Source organism: Intrasporangium sp. (assembly GCF_032907665.1).
Classification (GTDB): domain Bacteria; phylum Actinomycetota; class Actinomycetes; order Actinomycetales; family Dermatophilaceae; genus Intrasporangium.
Genome location: NZ_JAJJPG010000011.1, coordinates 31,582 through 46,387, shown reverse-complemented (window position 1 = coordinate 46,387; position 14,806 = coordinate 31,582). Strand labels below are relative to the sequence as shown.

Genomic DNA, 14,806 nt, shown 5'->3' with positions numbered 1-14,806 from the left:
GGCTGCCCGTGCTCGCCTTCGCCACGCCAGGTCAGCTCGTACGTGAACGCGCCCGTCTCCAGCCGGTGCACGTGCAGCAGCTCGAGGTCGAGGAGGCGGGCGAGGTGGACCTTCAGCTGGGTGTCGCCCCACCCCGACCCGTTGCTGTTGAGCGCCTCGCGCAGCTGACGCCTCGTGAACCTGATCAGCGACACATCCACCGCCAGTTCCTTGGCTTGCGCGGTCACATGCTGGTGGATCGCCGTCAGGAGCCGGCGGGTCTGCGGGGCGAGCTCGTCGAGGGACTGCCCGAGCACGGCATGAGCCAGGCGGTTGGCCACCTCGATGTCGCCGATCGTCGACTCGACGTACGCGACCTGCAGCCCGTTCACCGTGGCGGTCCTGCGGGGGCGTTGGTGCTGGTGCAGCAACGTCACCGCGGCGATCAGCCCAAGGTACTTGCCATGGTCCCGTCGGGTTCTGGTCCTGCCGTCGGCGAAGGTCAAGCGGTCGGCATAGGGGTTGACGACCGCCAGCGGTTCGAGCAGCCGTTGCGCGTCCCGGTGCACCGCCACCACCTGCTCCCGCAGTGATCGCCGGGTGAGGCCGTCGAGGGTCTGCGCGCGGCGTTGCGCGTGGTGGATCGCCTGGGTTTGGGCGCGGTCCTCGTCCACCGTCAACACCAGGCACCGGTTCAGCAGCTCCTCGTCCACGTCGATCGCGGTCGTGGTCAGCACGATCGCGGTCGGGCCGGTCACCTTGTACGTGTGCGTCACCAGCCGCCCCGACGCCGTGTCCTTGCCCGTCGACGCGATCGACAGCTCGCCCTCGGACTGGAGCAGCTTGAGCGCGTACGCCGCCCGGGACGCGCCTTCCTCCTCGGCGACCGACAGCACCTTGTGCGCCAAATCCGACTCGCCCAGATAGAACAGCGACTGCCCGGTCATTGCGCTGAAGCTGACGCGGTCCTCTTCGGGGACGAACCCGAGCACCGCCTCCATCACCGCCGACTTACCCGCAGCCGACGTGGACTGGACCATGACCGCCAGCGGCGCCGGCAGCTTGCGGCTGACAGCGGCGAGGTACCCGACGAGACAGTTGACCGCTTCGCCGACCATCCCGACCGCGGCGAACGCCTCCTCCACCCGGCCGATGAGCCGTGGGTCGCGTAGCAGGGCGAGGGCGTTCTCCCGGGCGGCACCGGTCACCGTCACCTCCGTCACGGCCGGCTCGTTCGCGGCCGCGATGACCTCCTCGGCTCTGGCCTCGCACGCCAGCAGCACCCGGCCCAGGTCCGACTTGACCACCTCGGCCTCCAACCTGAGCTCGGCCGCGGCCTGGGTCACGAACACGCCCCGGGCCCGGGCGCTGTACAGGTCCAATGTGTCCACATGGAACGCGTGAGCGGCCGCCCCGGCATGCTCGGGCTGGTCGGTTCTCGCGACGAGGACGTTGACGCGCAGCGTCTCGAACGAGGTCACCCGCTCCAACCCGCGCACCCGCCACGCACGCGTCCCCAAACGCAGGCGCAGCTCCGACCCGACCACCTCCACCACGGGCCGCGGACCACTCGGGCGCGGCACCGGCGAGGCCACCTCAGCCGCCACCACCGACCCGATGTCCTGCTCGCCGCCCGGCTCACTGCCCGGCTCTGCGAGCAGAGGGCCAGCCTCAGGCATGAGCCCGTGCGCCGGTGGATCGGCCTGCACCGCAACGGGATTCGCTGCCCCTGTCGCCTCAACCGTCGCCCCAGCAGCCGCAGTGGCCGCGGCCTGGAACTCGACCGGGTGCGCCACGGGGTACACGTCCCGCGCCGGTGACGGACCGGCACCCATCCACGCCGCCTTGCGCAGGAACCGCCCCAGCGCCTCCCGAGGCGAGCCGGCTTGGACGGCGATGTCGTTGACGTCCGCGCCTCGAGGTAGCTCCACCCGGAAACACTCCACCCCCGACGCCATCAGGCCTTGGGCGACCTCAAGGGCGCCGCGGTCGCCGGCCTCGTCCGCGTCGAACGCGAGCAGCACCCGCCGGATCCCGTACGCCTCGATCGCGGCCGCGTGCTCGGGGGTCCAGCCGCCCGTCCCGTACGCGGCGGTCACGTGCCGGAACCCGGCACACCACAACGACAGTGCGTCGATCAGCGACTCGGTGACGATCAGCTCGTCGACCTGCGCGAACACGGCAGCGTTGAACACGCCCCGGTGCGGGCCCGGCAGGTACAGGTGCAGCGGCGTCCCCGGCCCGCAGCTTCGACTCGGCGACCTTCCGCCCGTACACCTCCCCGATCCCGCCGTGCACGTCGAGGACCGGGACGACGAGCGAGCCAGTGAAATGCTCATGCCCGCTCGCCCGCAGGAACCCCAGCGCCTGCAGCCGTGACCGGAGCAGCCCGCCCGTCTTCGTCTGTGACGCACCCAACCGGTACCCCAACGTCCGATTCGCGTACCCCAGCCGGAACGTCTCGACGGCTTCGGGCAGGTCGATCCGTCGCTTGGCCAGGAACCCCAACGCCTCCGGCGACGAAGTGAGCGTGTCCGCGTAATGCGCGATCACCGCGGCCGTCAGCTCGAAGTCCTGCACCGACGGCTCGGCGATCGGCGGCAGCTTGCGCGACAACGACTTACCCACCGGCCCGGGCCCAGCAGCCAGCGGCGAGGCCTGCGCGATCGCGCCCAGGGCCGGCGACTCCTCCCGCAGCAGCTCCACCGCATGCCGGAACGACACACCCTGCGCCGCCATCACCCAGTCCACCGGGCCACCACCACGCCGGCACGCGCCCAGGCAATGCCACAAGTTCTTGCCCGGCGTCACCACCAGCGACGGCGAGCCGTCGTCATGGAACGGGCACCGGCCGACAAGGTCCTGACCCTGCCGGCGCAGCTCGACCCCGCAGCCCTCCACCAGCCGCGCCACCGACACCTCGACCTTGAGCCGAGCCAACTCTTCCTCCGGGATCCGCGCCACGCCGACCTCCACCAGAAAACTTTCGACTTACACTCGGAGGCAACACCATATGCCACATGATGCACTTCAAGGCAAGGCGACAGGCCATCGGAGGCAAGCATGACCGTCATCGACGCAGCACAATGGGCATCACCCCACCCGAGCGGAGGCCACCAGATGCCCAGCCCCTTCCACGGCGACCGCCTCAAGGCGCTACGCACCGAAGCCGGCTGGTCCCAAGCCGAACTCGCCGCGAAGATCGACTCCGACGCCCGGCAGGTCTCCCGCTACGAGAACTCCAAAGTCGCCCCCGGCCTCGAAGCCGTCATTCGCATCGCCCAGGTCTTCAACGTCACCGTCGACTACCTCGTCATCGAGTCAGCACCCCGCCGCCCCCTCAACGCGCCCAGCACGATCGTCGACGCCCGCCTCGCCGACCTATGCGACCGTCAGTAAGCCCAAGGTCGTAACGGTCACGATCGGCGGGAACGACACTCAGTGGGCCGAATTCCTCGGGACTTGCGCGATGCAGGATTGTACGACTATGGAGAGCCAGATGCGCAGCCGAATCCTAAGCTTGCGGCCGGGCTTGGCTAACGCGTACCGTGCCATCAAGAACGCCCCCGAAGCGAAATTTGCCGACATCGTGGTGGGCGGCTATCCAGTCCCAGTCGATCCGGTTAATGCGGCGAGTGACACCACGAGCATCTGCGCTGCCTTTGAGATGCCTGAGCGAGAGATGTTTGCGCGGCTCACTAGCTCGCTCAATAGCGTAATCAGCGGCGCCGCAAGCGACGCTGGCGTTTGGAGCGCTGCCCCATATGTGCAATCGCGGTTCAGGGGACATGGAGCGTGCACGTACGACGCCTGGCTCAACGACGTCGACTGGGACCTCGGCGGGGACAGCCAAAGCGGGTTAATCGGGCCGAATTCGTTCCATCCAACCCTGGGGGGGCAGTTGGCCTACGCATTGGCCTTCGATGACGGATTTAGGGCGTATTCCGGATGATTTCGGCGCCAAGTCTTCAGCGGGCGGTCTTGGTATCAGCCGGCATTTTGCTGCTGTATTTCATTGCTTCGTGTTCTGCGGTGTCGTCGGATAAAGCTCAGAGTTCGACATTGAATGGAGTCGGAGCCCTGGGCACTTCATCTTCAGGGACGAAAGTGCCCGGCGGGGGGCCTCTAGGGACTCGCACACCCGTGGGGGATGCCGACTTCGTCCCAGAGTTCAACCGGTTGAGCGGAAACGTCCAACCCCTAAATGAAGTAGACGCTCCAGTCGGGGTCGTCACCTTCGATCATACGGTTGCTATCTCCAGGGACGATCGTTGTGGAGCTTTTGCCGTGTCGTTCGCGCTGGCCCAGCACGATGCGCGCACGAACGGAGCTGACTCAGCGCTAATGACAACACTCCTTGCGCCCACCGCACCGCCCGGGCTTGGGTCTTTCCTGGTACACGAGAGAGCGGTCCAACGCAACATCGGAACGGGCCGACATCTTGACGCCGGAGCGGAGCTATGGGGCCGGATGTCGCCGCAAGCGGGGGCTGCTGACTCCTACGAGTTGGTAGGACGTGCGACTGCTCCGAAGCTCGGCGCGAAGGCTTGGGTGGTCCTGCGGGTGGACACGCTACGGGTGTCGGGGAGGTGCCAGATCACAATGTTCGCAAGCCGCGCAAGCCCGATCAGCTCAGACCACGACATCCTGACTTCTGATGAGCGTGAGGTCATCCTGCCCGGAAATGGCTGGAGTCGGGTCCCGTGGAGGTAGGGCGCCCGGAGAACCTCCAAGACGGGGAGCCACTGCAGTCCGCCTTGCTTGATGCGGCGGCTGTGGTGTTGGGCGTGAGTTTGCTCCCAGGCCTCTTTTGGGCCGCTGTGGCGAAGTTCGGTCCCGCCATATCGCTTGAGCAGTGCTTGTCGATGAAGCTTAAGTCTTGCAGCGACCCGGCCGAGCGCGCCGCAATGCTATTGCTTTGGGTCTATCCCTTCCTTCTTGGCGGTGCCATGGTTATCGGACTCGCGTGCGCTCTCGGGAGCCGCCTGTTCCATCTACACGTCGGCGCAAAGCTGGCCGCGCTGCTCGGCGCCGTTCTAGTTTGGGGCACGGTGTTGGCTGTAACAACTCCCGGCCTGCTCAAGTGGGAATGACAAGCTGATTTGGCCCCACTGTGATGAGTTGTTTTGGCCCCACCCTCGGTGTTGACTTCTGGGTCTCATGGTGGGTGGCTGGGCCGACGCCACCCTCATGCGCTTGGGGTCAGGTGGCGGCTCCCTTCTTCGCGGCCCTGGTCGAGCGCAGCCGGTAGGAGCTGGTGCCGGTGTTGATGATGTGGGCGTTGAAGGTGAGCCGGTCGACGACCGCGGCGGCCAGGCGGGGGTCGGTGAAGGTGGTGCCCCATTCGCTGAACGGGGCGTTGGAGGCGCAGGCGATGGAGGCTCTCTCCTCGCGGGCGGTGATGATCTGGAAGAGCAGCTCGGCGCCGCGGGGGTCGAGGCTGACGTAGCCGACCTCGTCGAGGACGAGCAGGTCGAGGGCGGCGTAGCGGGCCACGAGCCGGGTCAGGCGTTTGTCGTCGGCGGCTTCGGCGAGCTCGTTGGTCAGGGCGGCGGTGGTGGTGTAGCGGATGCGGCGGCCTTGTTCGGCGGCGATGGTCCCCAGCGCGATGAGCAGGTGGGTCTTGCCGGTGCCGGAGTCGCCGAGCAGCACGAGGGGTTCGCCGGCGTCGATCCACGCCCCGGACGCGAGGTGCGCCAGGGTGCCCGGCGGCAGGTCGGGCAGCATGGCGGGGTTGAAGTCCTCGAGGCGTTTGCTGCGGGGGAACTTCGCTTCGTTGACGCGGCGGATCCGGCGTCGGGCGTCGCGGTCGTCGCATTCGGCGGTGAGGACCTCGGCGAGGAAGGCCTTGTGGGTCAGGCGCTCCTTGGCGGCGGCCTCGGCGATGCGGGCGTGCTCGTCGCGGATGGTCGGCAACCCGAGGATCTTGGTGGCGGCGGTGATCGCGGCCTCGGCGGCGGGTTCGCTCAGCGCGGTCACGGCCGCGCGGGCCCGGGGTCCGGTGCTGGTGCTGGTGCGGGGGGTCATGCGAGTTCTCCTGTCAGGAGCTGGTCGTAGCCGGCCAGCGACGGCGCCGGACGCGTCGCGCCGGGGATCGCATTGGCCGGCAGCGTGATTGGTGGTGCCGGCTCGGTGTTGGCGGCGACGTGGGTGCGGGCGGTCACGGCGAGCCGGTCGGCGTCGAACCGGCCCGAGGTGATCGCCTCGCGCATCGCCGCCTGCAGGGCGAAGGTCGGCAGGGTGCGGTGCAGCAGCAGGACCCCGATCAGCGCCTTGGTGCCGTCCTTGTCGCCGAGGTGACGGCGGGCGGCGTCCCAGAAGTCCTGGTGCGCGTCGGTGAACAAGCCACGGGCCCGCGCGTTCGCCAGCGCGGTCGCGCCCGCGAGGGCGCCGGGCTTGCGGGTCAGGACCTCGAGGTAGTGGTCCAGGACCAGGTCCTCGGTGCCCTTGTGCAGCGACCGGACGTGCGAGGCGATCACCGTGCCTCCGTCGTACGCGGTCACCGTGTCCGCGCCGAGGCGCACCGCGACCCGCCTTCCGGCGTAGGACGCGGGGACCGAGTAGTACGACTGGCGGACACAGACCCGCGCCTTCATGTCGACCCGGCACGAGAGCGGTGTGGAAGCGTCAAAACGGCTCTTCGACTTTGAGCGGGGCACCCGGTAGTTGATGGGGCTCGTGGCCCCGACATGCTGTTGGTCTCTCACAACACAGCAGCAGCGAGGCCACGAGCATGAACGAGGGTACGTCAGTGCTGCTCGGCCTGGAGGACGAGTTCCGTGTCCTTCAGGTCGAGCGGCTTGGTCGGGAGATGGTCCGGGTCGTCATCGAGGTCGCCGACCCGGAGGGCGCCTGTCCCGGCTGCGGCGTCCTGTCGGCGAGGGTGAAGGAGCGACCCCTGGTCCGGATCAAGGACCTGCCCGCCTCGGGGCAGCGGACCGAGCTCTGGTGGCGCAAGCGGCGGCTGCTGTGCCGCGAACCGGTCTGCGCGACATCGTCGTTCACGCAACAGTCGGCCGCGGTCCCGGCGCGGGCGAGGCTGACCGAGCGGCTGCGGGCGAAGGTGGCCGAGGCGATCGCCTCGGGCAACCGGGCGGTCAGCGAGGTCGCCGCCGAGTACGGCATCGCCTGGACCACCGCGCACCGGGCGCTGGTCGCGGCCGCGGCGCGGTGGCTGCCCGAGCCGGAACCGACCCGGGTGCTGGGTATCGACGAGACCCGCGCCCGGTCGGTGCGCTGGGTCCTGGAAGAGGCCGGCTGGAAGCGGTCCGACCCCTGGATGACCTCGTTCGTGGGCGCCGACCCCGCGGTTCCCGGCCGGCTGCTGGGCCTCGCGCCGGGCCGCTCCGGGTCCTGCGTTCGGGAGTGGCTCGCGCTGCAGTCGACCGCCTTCCGGGACGGGATCGAGCTGGTCCTCATCGACCCATCCGCCCCGTACGCGTCGGGGATCCGCGCGGCGTTGCCCCACGCGCGGATCGCGGTCGACAAGTGGCACCTGGTCGCACTGGCCAACCTCATGGTCACCCAGGTCCGCCAGCGCGTCACCCGTCAGCTGCACGGCCGTCGCGGGGTCGCCACCGACAAGGTGTGGGCCAACCGGCAGCTGCTGCTGACCGGCTACGAGCACCTGTCACCGAAGCAGCGGGCCCGGTTCAAGGCCACCCTCGCCGCCGAGGACCCGACCAACGAGATCGGCGCCGCGCACGCCGTCAAGGAACGCCTCCGGCTGCTCCTCGGCGAGCACGAACCGCACCTGATCCGTCGGCGCCTCTTCGACTTCTACGACGCCGCGGCCCGCGCCGAGATGGACGAGACGACCCGCCTGGCACGCACCATCGAGGCCTGGTGGCCCGCCGTGCTGGTCGCGCTCACCGAGGACGTCCACAACGCCAGAACGGAAGGCTTCAACCGGATCATCAAGCAGACCAAGCGTGTCGGATGCGGCTTCACCAACATGGACAACTACCGACGGCGCATCATGGTCCACATCGCCCTCACCCGAGGGCAGAGATCAGCGGCATGAAGCCAGCGCCACCCCGCTCAAACTCGAAGACCCCCCAAAGGAACTGGGGGCGCACTCGGGGGCGCTGGGACGCGCCCTATATGGGCGCTCTGACGCTAGCCCTATCTGGGCGAAGTGACGCGGCTCCACAGGGGCCTTTGTATGCGCGGCCACAATGAAGGCGCAGCCGTCGAGACCGCCGTGACGGCCGAGCTTGGCGCAGAGCGGCCGCCTGCCCCTGGTTGGGTTCAGCCGCCGGGCACAGGTGTGGGCATGGCGAGCGACAGCGACCTCGCGCGAGACTCGGCCCAGATGCCCGGCCCGGCCCACCCCTGCGGCCAGCCGATGGCCGCGACGTCGGATCTCCGGATGGCGCTTTGCGATACCCATCCGCACGCCCTCAGCACGATCACCGCGTGTGCTGACACCCCTCCACGGAGTTCGGGACGAAGACGCCATGGCCGGATATTGGCCGGGTACACGCGGCCAATTCCTGTCCTTGGGGGATGGTAGCGGCGCACGAAGGGCCTGAGAGACAGGGAAATTCGGCGCTATAGGGGGTATGGGTCCGCCCTTTTAATCCGCCGGTCGTCGGTTCGAGCCCGACGGGGCCCACCACACGTTTGCGCAGGTCAACGGCCTTTTTCGTGCCTGCGGACAGCTTAAAGACGCGGATACGGACCCGAAGATTTGTGCCACAGACGTTCCACAGGGTCGGCCATGGTGTGCCACAGACGTGCCACAGGTCCGCGAGCGTCGAAAACGTCCCGGGGCGTGGTGGGCTTTGAGGCTGGATGCTCGGTGCTCACGTGCCGCTGGTCATTGTCCCAGATCATGCACCGGCTCGGATCCCGACCTGACGGCCTGACGACTGTGGGGTCGGAACGCGCTCTGACCGCCCTCAGGAAGCCATTGAATGCCCCCGATGTCCTCAAACTTGGCGTCGGCCCCATGAGTGGGGCAAAGCACACGGGGGATACGGTCGCCGACATCTTGTCTGGGACCGCGGCATGCCAGCCGGGGAAAACGGCACCGCGCGCTCTCGACTGGAGCTTGTCACTCGCATATTGGCTGGCGCGCCCCGAAGAACAATAGGACCTCGCCCGGGCCATGCTGCAGGGGGACCCATCAGTCGCGCGCACGCAGCCTGATGTGGTCCTCGCAACCGCAGAGCTTAGTCAGGTCCAGGCATGGTACCGGGCAAATGCACAATCCCTGCGCTCGTGCACGTACGTCGGAAGTGGCCCATGAAGTTTGCGCATTCTTCCGGGCTACGATCCATCCTCCCCGTGCCACTGCTCAGTACCCGACTCACCGTCGCCCTGCTGATGGTTCCCCTGTGCGTTTGGGTGGTGTTGCTCCCGTATGCCTTTGTGTTCATTGAGATTTCACGAAATCTCACGCCCCGCGGCGTGTCGCCCTACGAGTACTGCGCAGCGATCGCAGGCGTGCTGCTGGCGGTCGTCTGCGCCTGCCGCCTGCCTGAGTTCGAGGCGACCGGGCTGCGGCGCGTGGCGTTTCGTGCGGTCATCTGCAACCTATTGCCAGCGGTTGGCGCCAGTCTGGTCGTGGCACTGGGTATCGCCACGTACCCAGCGGGCGCGCGTCCACCAGCGTCAACTCTCTGGCCCCTTTTAAACAACGCGGTCGCAGTGGGACTCATCGCCGCCATCACAGTCGCCTTGCTGGGCGTCGCGACCGGGTCCTTGGTCGCTGTGACGGTGGCGGGCGTCAACTGGTGGGCCCAAGCCGTCTACCCGGCGTCCGTGCGGTGGCTCCCTTTCAACTGGGCATCGACCGAAGATGGGTTACACGACCGGAGCGTTCACGTCGTCTGGCTCACCGTGCTGCTGCTCGTGGCCGTGGCCATCGGGCAGGGCCGACGGAACATTCCGTTATGGCGTTCCAAGATCCGTGAACTCGGGTGCGCGTAGCGCGCTGATCAGCAGGTTGCGGGCCTGGTTGTCGACGCCCAGGTTGCGGCCCTTGAGTGGGACGTGGATGCCGATCCCGGCGCGCGTGTAGCCCTTGTCGGTCGGGCCGGGCAGCCCGGCCGCGGGGGCCGGGTAGAGCGCGGGCAGCGCATGTTCGCGGGCGCTGGTGATGTCGTGGACCGAGCCGGGCTCGACCGGCGAGGTCCAGACCGGGAACCCGCTCGGGTCGGTGACCACCTGGATGCCCGAACCTGACTAGATTAATTCATCACGGGCCCTTAGCCGTCCGCTCATCGGCATTATGCACGTGATCCGGGTGGGTGCCGGTGTCGCTGAGCGGTCCTTCCTCGCCGGCCAGTGTGTGCCGGTGCTGGTCGGTGTCAACGTCGTTCATGCTCGCTGCGCTGCGCGTGCTCCACGTTGACGCCTCGGGCGCACCGGCATGGGGCGGCATGGATCGAGGAAGGGCCTGTTGTGGCTGGATCGGCGTGGCGGCACGGCGCAGATGTCCCGGCTCATAGATCCGGCCCAGGCTGTGCTCGTGGCGGTCAACCGGCTCGCCAGCAGTTGCGCGTCGCTCGATGTCGGTCCGGATCGATGCCATGCACGCCTCGAACTCCCTCTTCTTGTCAAAGGCCGCCACCAGGACGTGACGCCGCTCGCGCGGCCGCCACCTCCGCGGGGAAGGGACTCCCTGCCGAGAACCGTCGCTCCGCGTCGGGTCTTCGTCACGGGGCCCCTTTAGGGTGGCTCACTCGGAACCTATCCTGACGAGGTGGCGCACCCGGTTGCGAGCAGAGCGGTCCCTGACGGGGAGTCGTGGGTGCGTTCTGCGCTTGCGCGGCTCGGCGAGATGCCGGGAGTTCATCGAGCGGGGCTGGCACTCGCCGAAGGGGGCGGACGCCGGCTCCTCTTCTGCGCGAGCGACCGCGACAACGACCGCAGCGTCGCCTGGTGCGAGGTCGACGCCTACGAGGACGTCCCCCTGAACCATTCCGTGCGCACCGGCGAGGCGGTCGTGGGCTCACTGAACGACCTCGCGGGCCGCTATCCCGCGTTTGTTGAGCGCCAGAGCCCGAAGACCCGCGCGCTCGCGTCGCTGCCGATCTTCGCGGCCGGCCACGTCCAAGGCGGATACGCGCTGTTCTACGACACGCCGCAGCGCTTCGACCACCCACAACTGGCCGAGCTCGAGGAACTCGGGGAGAGGCTGGGCGCCGACCTGCGCCGCGTCCAGCGCGCCACCACCCACGCCAGCAGATCCCTCGAGGACGAGCCGGTGCCGCACGGCGCACACGCGGCCACGTACTCCGTCGCCGCGGACCCTCGGGCGGTCGCCCACGCGCGCCACTTCATGCTGAGTACCCTCGCGGCATGGGGCATCGATGAGGACATCGTCGACATCGCGATCCTGTGCCTGAGCGAGCTGGTCACCAACGCGATAATCCATACGGATTCCGGGTGCGAGCTACGCATCGTGGTCGACCGCGGCGTACTCACCACGACCGTTCGTGATGGTGGCTCCAGGGCCGTCGTCGATCTCGGCAGTGTCACCGTGGATCCACTGGCCGTGCACGGGCGTGGGCTTCAGCTCGTGGACGCGCTCTCGACGAGGTGGGGCTCGGAACTGGACGCAGTCGGGATGACGGTGTGGTTCGTGCTGGAGCCGGTGTGAGCACCGGTTGGTCGATCCAGTTCCGCAACTCTTGTCCATCCTCGCGGCGTCTTTTTGCTCATCCTCGTCATCGGCCTCGGCGGCATCGTCTCCACGATCCCCGTGGCCGCTCCGGCCGGCCGCCCCGTGGCTGGCTCACTGCATGAGAGCCGCCAGTTCGCGGTAATTTGGATCCATGGTGAGCGATAAGCCGACGATCGCAATCCTCACCGGCGGCGGCGACGTCCCGGGGCTCAACCCGGCGATCAGGGCGATCACCGTCCGCGCGCTTCGCGAAGGCCATCGTGTCGTGGGCATCCGCCGGGGTTGGGCGGGTCTCGTCGACTACAACCGCGAGACGGGGGCCGACAACTCCGAATGTGTGCAGGAGCTGTCCGAGGCCATCGTCAACCGCGCGGGCCGGACGGGCGGCACCTTCCTGCACACCTCACGCACTCAGCCCAGTCACCTGCCCAAGGAGCGGGTCCCGGCGCATCTGAGCGGCTACGAGGATCCGATCAACGACGTGACGAAGGACGTCCTGCGGAACCTCGAGCACCTCGGCGTCGACGTCCTCATCCCGATCGGCGGCGACGACACGCTGAGCTACGCCAAGCGGCTGCACGACGAGGGCGTGCACGTCGTCGCCATCCCGAAGACCATGGACAACGACGTCTACGGGACCGACTACTGCATCGGGTTCAGCACCTGCGTCACGCGCACCATCGAGCTGACCCACCGGCTTCGCACGACCGCGGGTTCGCATGAACGGTTTCTCGTCATCGAGGTCTTCGGCAGGTATGCGGGCTTCACGGCGCTCCTTCCCACCATGGCCGGCGCGGCGGATCGCTGCTTGATTCCCGAACATCCCGTAGACGTCGAGCAGCTGACGGAGCTGATGGTCTACGACCACAACAGGAACCCGAGCCGGTACTCCGTAGTGCTGGTCTCCGAAGGCGCGAATCTGACATCTCATGAGGGGATGAGCTTCGAGAGCGAAGAGACCGACATGTTCGGGCACCGCAAGCTCGGCGGCATAGGGGACAAGGTCGCGTCGGCGCTGAAGGAGTACTCGCCTCGCTACAACAACGGCAGGCGCATCGACGTGGTGAACCAGCGACTCGGATACTTGGTTCGTTCAGGGGATCCGGATGCCCTGGACTCGATCGTGCCCATGGCGTTCGGCAATCTCTCTCTCGACCTGATTTCCAGGAAGCAGTTCGGCCGCCTCGTCAGCATTCATCGCGGGTTCTACGACAGCGTGCCCATCGCCAGCGTGACCTCGGACAAGAAGGTGGTCGCGGTGGAGAAGTACTACAACACGGACCGCCTCCGCCCGATCTACGAGTTCGACGGCGCACCGTTGTTCATCATGACCAGCGATTGACTGCGATTTGCGTGACCGTGCCGAACCGGCTCCTCGGATCCAGCGTGTGGGCGCTGGCCTGGGTGTCGCACGCTGCACCCAAGCGGACGGCTCCTGCCACGAAGATCGGTAGGCCAACCGAGAACATGGCCAGCACGCCCACCACCATCCGGATGAGAGCGGCAAGCACCGAGCCCGACGGGCCTACCAAGTCGAGGGAATCTGCCTGACGGCGTCACCCCCCGATGCGCATCTACTGTCGCAGAGCCTTGGCGAGCTCGCGGAAGTCCTCCACCAGGATTGCCATGTCCTCGTCGGTGTGTGCGAGCGAGACCAGCCACTGCTCGTCGAGCCCGGGTGGGGTGAGGACTCGCCGGTTGACACCCCAGAGCCAGGACAGCTCAGCGAGCTGGAAGTCGGTGGCCTTGTAGTCGCGGTAGTTGCGAACCGGGCTGGCGGACCAGGTGACGCAGCCCTTGACGCCGAAGCCGACCGTGTGGGCCGGCAGCTCGTACTGCCGGATGATCTCGTCGATGGCCTGCATGGCGCGGTTGTTCATGGCCTCGGCGGCCTCGAGGGCCTCGTGCGTGCAGACCTCGTCGACCGCCAGGGCCGCCGCCATGACGAGTGGGTTGCCGTTGTACGTGCCGAAGTGCGCCATCCGCCCATCGACGACGACCTGCATGACCTCGCGCTTGCCACCGAAGGCCGCGAGCGGCAGGCCGCCGCCGATCGACTTCGCGAGGGTGATGAGGTCGGGCTGGACGCCGAGCCGCTGGGCGGCGCCGGCATACCCGGCGGTGAGTCCGGTCTTCACCTCGTCGAAGATCAGCACCACACCGTGCTCGTCGCAGGCGGCCCGGACGCCGGCGAGGTAACCCTCGTCCGGTACGACGATCGAGAGGTTCTCGATGACCGGTTCGATCACGAGGGCAGCGACGTCACTCCCATGCTCGGCCAGGACACGGTGGAGCTGGTCGAGGTCGTTGTAGGCGACGACGTGCACGGTCCCGGCCTCGACGTCGAACGGCACATCGGGGATGGGCGCGTCGGCCGGGCCGATGTCGGCGAGCTCGGGCTTGACCGACACCTGGAGCGCGTCGTAGCCGCCGTGGTAGCCGCCCTCGATCTTGATGATCGCCTTGCGCTGGGTGTAGGCCCGGGCGCAGCGGATCGCGTACATCAGCGACTCGGTGCCCGAGTTCGTGAAGCGGAGCATGTCGAGCCCGAACCGGGCCTGGTACCGCTCGGCCATCTCAGTGGCCTGTGGCGAGGGCGTCACGAAGAGGGTGCCCGTGTGGTTGAGCGCCTCCGTGACTCGTTCGACGACGTGCGGGTTGAGGTGACCGACCAGCATCGCGCCGAAACCCATGGACAGGTCGAGAAGGCGGTTGCCGTCGACGTCGGTCAGCCAGGCGCCGCGGGCGGACGCGATGGAGATCGGGTAGGGCTCCCAGTGCTGGAACGAGCTCGTCACGCCGAGCGGCAACGACTGACTCGCCCGAGCGTTGTGCTCACCCGACGCGTGGGACCACGAGGTGAACCGCTCCCACTCGGCTGCGAGGAGCTGGCTCACGCGTGCTGGATCGATCGGCCGCGAACTCGCCGGCAGGGTGCGCCACGTTGCCGGGTCGTGCCTCGGTAGGGCCTGGGTCGTCTCGGTCACATCTGCCTCCTGGAGTCGCTACGAAGACCACTTAGTGCGGTGATACTAACGAATCGGTTGTCATCGAGGCTACTGGAAACGGATTTCCTACCGTTCGCGCATCGTTCACTTCGGATTCAGTCGAAATGGAAGCTCCGCCTACAAGCGCATGGCGGCGTACCGCTCCAGGATGTGCGTGGTCAGTGCCAAGAAGTGTGTCGTCAAC

At 67.7% G+C, this 14,806-nt stretch carries 10 protein-coding genes and 3 pseudogenes; 5 read left to right on the top strand and 8 right to left on the bottom strand.

The features are described 5' to 3' along the window. The 3 genes and pseudogenes from LOY02_RS03480 to LOY02_RS19210 form a co-directional block, all read right to left on the bottom strand. Window positions 1-1,187 (bottom strand): hypothetical protein (locus LOY02_RS03480; RefSeq protein WP_317180938.1); only part of this gene is annotated, 1,187 nt, incomplete at its 3' end. Between the two features lie 729 nt (window positions 1,188-1,916). Continuing rightward, a pseudogene (locus LOY02_RS19215) lies at window positions 1,917-2,318 on the bottom strand (toprim domain-containing protein); the annotation flags it as partial. A gap of 361 nt (window positions 2,319-2,679) precedes the next feature. Then, a pseudogene (locus LOY02_RS19210) lies at window positions 2,680-2,943 on the bottom strand (CHC2 zinc finger domain-containing protein); the annotation flags it as partial. Window positions 2,944-3,042: 99 nt separating this feature from the next. Between LOY02_RS19210 and LOY02_RS03470 the strand changes: the two are divergent. Continuing rightward, window positions 3,043-3,378: a helix-turn-helix transcriptional regulator gene (locus LOY02_RS03470; RefSeq protein WP_317180936.1), complete on the top strand. Its 336-nt coding sequence runs from the start codon at window positions 3,043-3,045 to the stop codon at window positions 3,376-3,378. Window positions 3,379-5,181: 1,803 nt separating this feature from the next. Here the strand turns inward: LOY02_RS03470 and istB are convergent. Together istB and LOY02_RS03460 are read right to left on the bottom strand one after the other, a co-directional pair. Continuing rightward, window positions 5,182-6,006, bottom strand: a complete 825-nt coding sequence (gene istB, locus LOY02_RS03465; RefSeq protein WP_317180935.1) for an IS21-like element helper ATPase IstB — start codon at window positions 6,004-6,006, stop codon at window positions 5,182-5,184. Continuing rightward, window positions 6,003-6,638 carry a Mu transposase domain-containing protein gene (locus LOY02_RS03460; protein WP_410505908.1) on the bottom strand — a complete coding sequence of 212 codons (636 nt, stop codon included), beginning with the start codon at window positions 6,636-6,638 and terminating at the stop codon, window positions 6,003-6,005. Before LOY02_RS03460 ends, istB begins: the two co-directional genes overlap by 4 nt. A gap of 74 nt (window positions 6,639-6,712) precedes the next feature. On the opposite strand from LOY02_RS03460, the gene LOY02_RS03455 reads away from it, so the two are divergent. Next, window positions 6,713-8,002 carry an ISL3 family transposase gene (locus tag LOY02_RS03455; RefSeq protein WP_317180933.1) on the top strand — a complete coding sequence of 430 codons (1,290 nt, stop codon included), beginning with the start codon at window positions 6,713-6,715 and terminating at the stop codon, window positions 8,000-8,002. A 1,226-nt stretch (window positions 8,003-9,228) separates the two neighbouring features. After that, window positions 9,229-9,915, top strand: a complete 687-nt coding sequence (locus LOY02_RS03450; RefSeq protein WP_317180932.1) for a hypothetical protein — start codon at window positions 9,229-9,231, stop codon at window positions 9,913-9,915. Here LOY02_RS03450 and LOY02_RS03445 read toward each other — a convergent pair. Continuing rightward, window positions 9,904-10,167, bottom strand: a pseudogene (locus LOY02_RS03445) (transposase family protein); the annotation flags it as partial. The gene LOY02_RS03450 and the pseudogene LOY02_RS03445 overlap by 12 nt on opposite strands. A 16-nt stretch (window positions 10,168-10,183) precedes the next feature. Further along, entirely contained in the window at window positions 10,184-10,519 is a 336-nt protein-coding gene (locus LOY02_RS03440) for a hypothetical protein (RefSeq protein WP_317180931.1), read from the bottom strand. A 393-nt stretch (window positions 10,520-10,912) separates the two neighbouring features. Here LOY02_RS03440 and LOY02_RS03435 point away from each other — a divergent pair, with 393 nt between their 5' ends. Continuing rightward, window positions 10,913-11,590 (top strand): ATP-binding protein, encoded by a 678-nt coding sequence (locus tag LOY02_RS03435; protein ID WP_317180930.1) that lies wholly within the window; start codon window positions 10,913-10,915, stop codon window positions 11,588-11,590. A gap of 175 nt (window positions 11,591-11,765) precedes the next feature. Continuing rightward, window positions 11,766-12,956, top strand: a complete 1,191-nt coding sequence (locus tag LOY02_RS03430; RefSeq protein WP_317180929.1) for an ATP-dependent 6-phosphofructokinase — start codon at window positions 11,766-11,768, stop codon at window positions 12,954-12,956. A 232-nt stretch (window positions 12,957-13,188) separates the two neighbouring features. Here LOY02_RS03430 and LOY02_RS03425 read toward each other — a convergent pair whose 3' ends face one another. Beyond that, window positions 13,189-14,511: an aspartate aminotransferase family protein gene (locus LOY02_RS03425; protein WP_317180928.1), complete on the bottom strand. Its 1,323-nt coding sequence runs from the start codon at window positions 14,509-14,511 to the stop codon at window positions 13,189-13,191. Window positions 14,512-14,806 lie beyond the last annotated feature (295 nt).